Below are 5,336 nucleotides of genomic sequence, written 5' to 3' on the forward strand. Positions count from 1 at the left end.
CGTCCGGTCATCAACAAAACCGGGCTGGACGGCAAGTATGACTTCCACCTCAAGTTCACTCCTGCGGACGCACCCGCCAGCGCCGATACCAGCGCAAATGCAGACGCCGCACCCAACTTGTTCACCGCCATGACGGAACAGGCTGGTCTTCATGCGGACTCATCCAAAGGACCGACCGAGGTGATTGTGGTGGAACACGTAGAGCTTCCGTCAGATAACTAGGCGCGCAAGTACACTGGCTCTATGACCATCGCCGCCCGCATCCTTCGTCTTCTTGCTCTCTCCCTCTGGCTTGGCGGCATCGTCTTCTTCGGAGCAGTCGTAGCCCCCGGCGCGGCACAGATCTTCGGCACCACGGAAAAGTTTGCCGACTTCATCGGCCACTCCATCCTCATGCTGCACATGATCGGCATTTACTGCGGCATCGCCATGCTCGTCGCGTTGCGATTCCTCAACAACCGCGCGTTTAAGCCACTGTGGCAGGGCATCCTCATCCTGCTCATGCTGGTACTTACATTCGTATCGAATCGTGCCATCGTTCTGCCCATGGAGCATGACCGCGCGCTCGCAGGTGGCAACATCAGCGTTCTCCTGCCGGACTCGCCCTTGCGTAAAGACTTCGACGCACGCCATCAATGGTCCACACGCGTCGAGGGCACCGTTCTCCTGCTCGGCATCGGGCTCGTTGCGCTCATCGGCTGCGAAGCAGGTCTTCGCGAACGCATCACCACCGCGCCACCCAAGCGTGTATTCGATCTGGATGACGAAGAATAAAACGTCGCAATCGACTCAAAACAAAACCGCGGAGTTCGCAGTCAATAAGCGAACTCCGCGGTTTACTTTGTGCGCTTTAGTGCGCCTGCGATTTCGAAAAGACCTGGATGACCAAAACGCCGGCGCAGATCAACACAATGCCAAGCACAGCGGGCACATCAAGCCGTTCACGATACACCAGCCATCCCAGCAGTGAAATCAGCGTGATGCCAACGCCAGACCAGATGGCATACACCACGCCCACAGGCATGGTACGGAGTGCAATGGTCATGGAATAAAAAGCAATGGCATAGCCAATCACAACAATCACGGAAGGCCACAACCTGGTGAAACCATGTGATGCCTTCAACGCAGTAGTCGCGGAAGTCTCCGCGCCGATCGCAACCGCAAGAGCAAGCAGACTGGCAGTACGTGGAACCATACCGCCAGTCTAGCCGCTAATACGTCGCACTACTCCACCGGCATACGCGCACGATATCCATCACGCGCCATCACCGCATACTTCAGCTTCTTGTTCTTCTCATCCACCATCGTCAGCGGCTGGCCTTCACGATCCACAAGCTCAACCTTGATCTTGCGATACGTCCCGTCTTGGGCCGTGTTCGTGGGGTGATACGTCAACACATACTGGTTTCGGATTGAGTTGTTGATCGACGCAAACACCTCAGGAAACGCGCCCTGGAAAATTGGGAAGTAGCTTTGGCCGCCCGTCATCGCAGAGATCGTCTTCATCTGGTTATCAGCCTGCAGATAATCCATGCGCGTGATCGCCCCCATGCCACCGCGAGAGTCGGACAGTTCACGCGCCAATCCACCCGTGCTTACGGTGTAAATCGTAATGTCCTTGGAGTCGCGCACCTTCTTGTAAATCTGATCCAAGTTCAACTTTGAAAACGTATCGCGACCGCTCGAAACCAGGATGATGTACTTGCGCCCTTCAATGCGGCTCAGCCGGTCCAGCGTTTCGGAAAGTGCGTCGAACTCGTTCGTGTCGCTGAAGCCCGGAATCGTCAACGATTGCAGCGCCTCAGCCGTAAGTTGCTTGTCCTGCGTAAAGTCCGTCAGGATATGCGTCTTCAAGTCATACGTCACCACGGCAACGTAGTCTTCCGGCTTCAACTGCTTGAAGAACACATACGAAGCCTGCTGCATATCGCGGATGAACGCCCAGCTATTCGCCGCGAACTCCAGCAGCATCACTGCCGTAATGGGCTTCTGCTGCATACGCAGATCGGTCAGTTTCTGCGGCACACCATCTTCCGTCACACGGAAGTTTTCCGGCTTCAGCCCCGGCACAAACTGGCCCGTCTTCTGCAACTGCACACTCACATCCACCGTAACCACCGGCACATCCACACGGATGGAGTAGTTCTCCAGGCCCTTGGGATTCTTTACCTTCTCCTCGTCCGGAGCAGGCGGTGGCGGCTCATCTTCCTGTGCGTTGGCGCGCTTTTTCTTCAGAATGACGGGTGTGTCCTGCTGCTGCGGCCCTGCATCGTCCGTCTGTGCGGGCGTAGTGGGCTTAGTCTGCGTCTGCTGTGCCATCGCGGCTACTGGCAGCAGCATTGTCGCGGCAACCATGGCGGCCAGTGTGTGCTTCGTTCTGCTCAAGACTTCGTCTCCCGAATCCGTAAGGCGGTATCCCCTAGCCTAAACCCGCCGTGCCACGTCCATCACGTGTATGGCTGCAAGGCGAAACTTGGCACGGGCTACGCTTGGCCCTACTCTGGTAGACGTGATTCTTCCCCGAAAGGCTACGCTGGCAACGGCTGCACTGGCCGCCGTTTTGCCGGTGGCAACCGCTGCGGCACAAAACGCCGCACAGCCGCCCCTGCACGCCGATACCTTCCCGCTTTCCGAGGTGCATCGTGGCCTCCACGGCACCGCGTGGACTGTCTTTGAAGGCACCGACCCCGAACCCATGGACGTCGAAATCCTGGGTCGTCTGAAAGACGCCATCGGTCCCGGCCAGGACATGATCCTTGCACGCCTCCACGGCGCCAAGCCGGAATTTACCGGCGTGGTCGCGGGTATGAGCGGATCCCCTGTTTACATCGACGGCAAACTCCTCGGTGCGCTCGCCTACCGCATCGGCCAGTTCAGCAAGGAGCCCATCTGCGGCATCACCCCCATCGGCAGCATGTTGCAGGTGCGCGATCTGCCCACACTCGCCCCGCCGCCGATTGCCACACCGCTCAGCAAAGCCTCCGTCAGCGAAACCAGCCCCGAGATTCACGCCATCGACACCCCGCTGGTCTTCAGCGGATTCTCGCAGGACACCATCGCAAAATACGCCGATAACTTCCGCACCCTGGGCCTGGAACCCGTCAGCGGCATCGGCTCTGCATCGCCGGACACGCCACAGCCGCAGCCCATCATCCCCGGCTCCGCGGTCTCCGCCATTCTGGCGCGCGGCGACCTCAACGTAGCCGCCACCTGCACCGTCACCTACGTCGACGCGAAACAGCTCCTCGCCTGCGGCCATCCCATGACGCAGTACGGCGACATCTCCATCCCCATGACGAAGTCAGAGGTGATCGCCACCCTCGCTTCGCCCATGAACGCGTTCAAGATCGTCAACTCCACGGAGACTGTCGGCTCCTTCACACAGGATCGTGCGAATGCAGTCGCTGGCACGTTCGGACGAACCGCTCGCATGATTCCCGTCGCGGTCGACATTACACCGGAGCCCGGCAGCGGCCTTCCCGCTCAATCACTGCACTTTGAAGTGCTGGACAACCGCCAGCTCACACCGCAGATCATGTTGGCTGCCGTCTATCAATCGCTGAATCAGAACAACACCGCCGCCAACCAGATGAGCCTTCGCCTCACCGGCGACATCGCACTCGAAGACGCAGAAGGCCGCCCCGGCACGGTGCATCTAGCCAGCACTTTCGCAGCTTCGGATAACCAACCCGCGGCACAACTCGCCACACTCTCCTTCGCGCAAAAATTCCTCGCCGTCTTTGGCAACGACCTCGCGCAACCCAAAATCACCGGCATCCATCTCCACGCCGTCGCCGTGCCGCGTCGCGAATCAGCCGAACTCGAAACAGCCCGCCTCAGCACCAACGAAGCGCAGCCGGGCGACACCATCCAGGTGGAAGCCACCATACGACCCTTCCAGCGCGAATCCCGCGTCGTGCGCATCCCCATCACGTTGCCGACGACACTCACGCCCGGCCCGCTACGCATCTTCGTCAGCGACGGCCCATCGCTCGACCGTCTTCTCACACCGCCACCCGCTGCAGGCAGCGTGAACCTTGGTGTGCAGGACACCGTCGCGCAACTCAATCGCACACACAGCAACGACCGCCTCTACGTCACACTCCTTGACCACCAGACACAGGCTGTCACCGCTGCCGCCGCGTTGCCATCGTTACCTCCTTCCATCGCCAACGTGCTGCAGCCCATGCGCGGTACCCGCCAGATCACCTTCACGTCTGAGACCGCCGCCGAGGCTGGCTCCGCACCTGCGGAAGCACAACTCTCCGGCGCAGAAGTTCTCACTATCCGCATTCGTTAGAGGCACGCCATCCGACACGCCGCCGCCATCCTCGTTGCCGCATCCGCACTCACCGCATCCGTGCTCAATGCACACGCACAAGGCACCCGCCAGTGGACCGAAAGCCGCTACGACGAGTTCGAGCGCGGCACACCCACCAACGTAGCCATGCGCAACGACGGTCGCCTGGAACCCGCTCCCGCGCTCCGCAACATTGCCGCCACATCCAGCACCTTCCTCTGGTCACTCACTGCGGGTGGCTCCGATCTCTACGCAGGTACCGGTGCACCCTCCGGTGGCTCGCAACTCCTCAGGATCGACGCGAAAGGCGCCGTCACCACAGCGGCATCCTTCAAAGAGCTGAACGTCCAGGCCACGCTCGCACTCGCAGACGGCACCATCCTCGTCGCCACATCGCCCGACGGCAAGGTCTATCGCGTCACCCCCGGCAACACCACACCGCAAATCGTCTTCGACCCCACGCAGACCACAGAGAAGCCGAAATATCTCTGGGCATTAGCAATCGCAAAGAACGGCGATCTACTCATCGCCGCCGGTGCTCCCGCCACCATCTTTCGCGTCCCATTGCAATCACCCAATGCCAAGCCGCAACTCGTCTTCCGCAGCGGCGACCAACACATCCGCTCACTCGCAGTAGCAACGGACGGCACCATCTACGCGGGTTCTGACGGCGCAGGCCTCATCTATCGCATCGCGCCAGACGGCAAACCCTTCGCGCTCTACGCGGCACCCAAACACGAAATCACCGCACTCGTCCTCGACACCGCCGGCAATCTCTACGCCGCAGCCGTAGGCGACCGCAAACCGCCCGCGCTGCCGCCGCTCCCCGCATCCGGCCAACCTGCCGTGGCCATTACGATTCTTCAGCCCGGCTCGGCGATCTCCGCCGCAAACAACTCCATCGTTCCCGACGGCTCCGAAATCTACCGCATCGCCCCCGACGGCACACCTCTGCGCCTCGTCGCCCTCCAGCAGGACGTCGTCTACGCCCTCACCGTTCGCAACAACGCACTCTTCGCCGCCACCGGCAATCGCG

5 protein-coding genes and 1 pseudogene are annotated in these 5,336 nt (G+C 60.6%); 4 read left to right on the top strand and 2 right to left on the bottom strand.

Annotated elements, in window-relative coordinates; all coding sequences use genetic code 11:
* The coding region (locus tag JAO32_RS19665; RefSeq protein WP_334243576.1) for a TIGR03435 family protein at positions 1-222 on the top strand (222 nt) is incomplete at its 5' end.
* Between the two features lie 21 nt (positions 223-243).
* Positions 244-774 carry a DUF4149 domain-containing protein gene (locus JAO32_RS19670; protein ID WP_334243578.1) on the top strand — a complete coding sequence of 177 codons (531 nt, stop codon included), beginning with the start codon at positions 244-246 and terminating at the stop codon, positions 772-774.
* Positions 775-850: 76 nt separating this feature from the next.
* On the opposite strand, the gene JAO32_RS19675 is transcribed toward JAO32_RS19670, so the two are convergent.
* The gene (locus JAO32_RS19675) at positions 851-1,195 is read right to left on the bottom strand and encodes a DMT family transporter (RefSeq protein ID WP_334243580.1); all 345 of its coding nucleotides are present in this window, start codon (positions 1,193-1,195) and stop codon (positions 851-853) included.
* 29 nt (positions 1,196-1,224) lie between these two features.
* The gene (locus JAO32_RS19680; protein ID WP_334243582.1) at positions 1,225-2,385 is read right to left on the bottom strand and encodes a VWA domain-containing protein; all 1,161 of its coding nucleotides are present in this window, start codon (positions 2,383-2,385) and stop codon (positions 1,225-1,227) included.
* 124 nt (positions 2,386-2,509) lie between these two features.
* Between JAO32_RS19680 and JAO32_RS19685 the strand changes: the two genes are divergently transcribed.
* Both JAO32_RS19685 and JAO32_RS19690 read left to right on the top strand, forming a co-directional pair.
* Positions 2,510-4,300 carry a SpoIVB peptidase S55 gene (locus tag JAO32_RS19685; RefSeq protein WP_334243584.1) on the top strand — a complete coding sequence of 597 codons (1,791 nt, stop codon included), beginning with the start codon at positions 2,510-2,512 and terminating at the stop codon, positions 4,298-4,300.
* A 60-nt stretch (positions 4,301-4,360) separates the two neighbouring features.
* Positions 4,361-5,336 (top strand): annotated as a pseudogene (locus JAO32_RS19690) (hypothetical protein); the annotation flags it as partial.

This window comes from Terriglobus sp. ADX1 (assembly GCF_036877645.1).
Lineage (GTDB): Bacteria > Acidobacteriota > Terriglobia > Terriglobales > Acidobacteriaceae > Terriglobus.

Bases quoted from the DNA above. Each gene is read 5' to 3' on its own strand.
- JAO32_RS19670 (WP_334243578.1), top strand. From the start codon at position 244: ATGACCATCGCCGCCCGCATCCTTCGTCTTCTTGCTCTCTCCCTCTGG.
- JAO32_RS19675 (WP_334243580.1), bottom strand. From the start codon at position 1,195: ATGGTTCCACGTACTGCCAGTCTGCTTGCTCTTGCGGTTGCGATCGGC.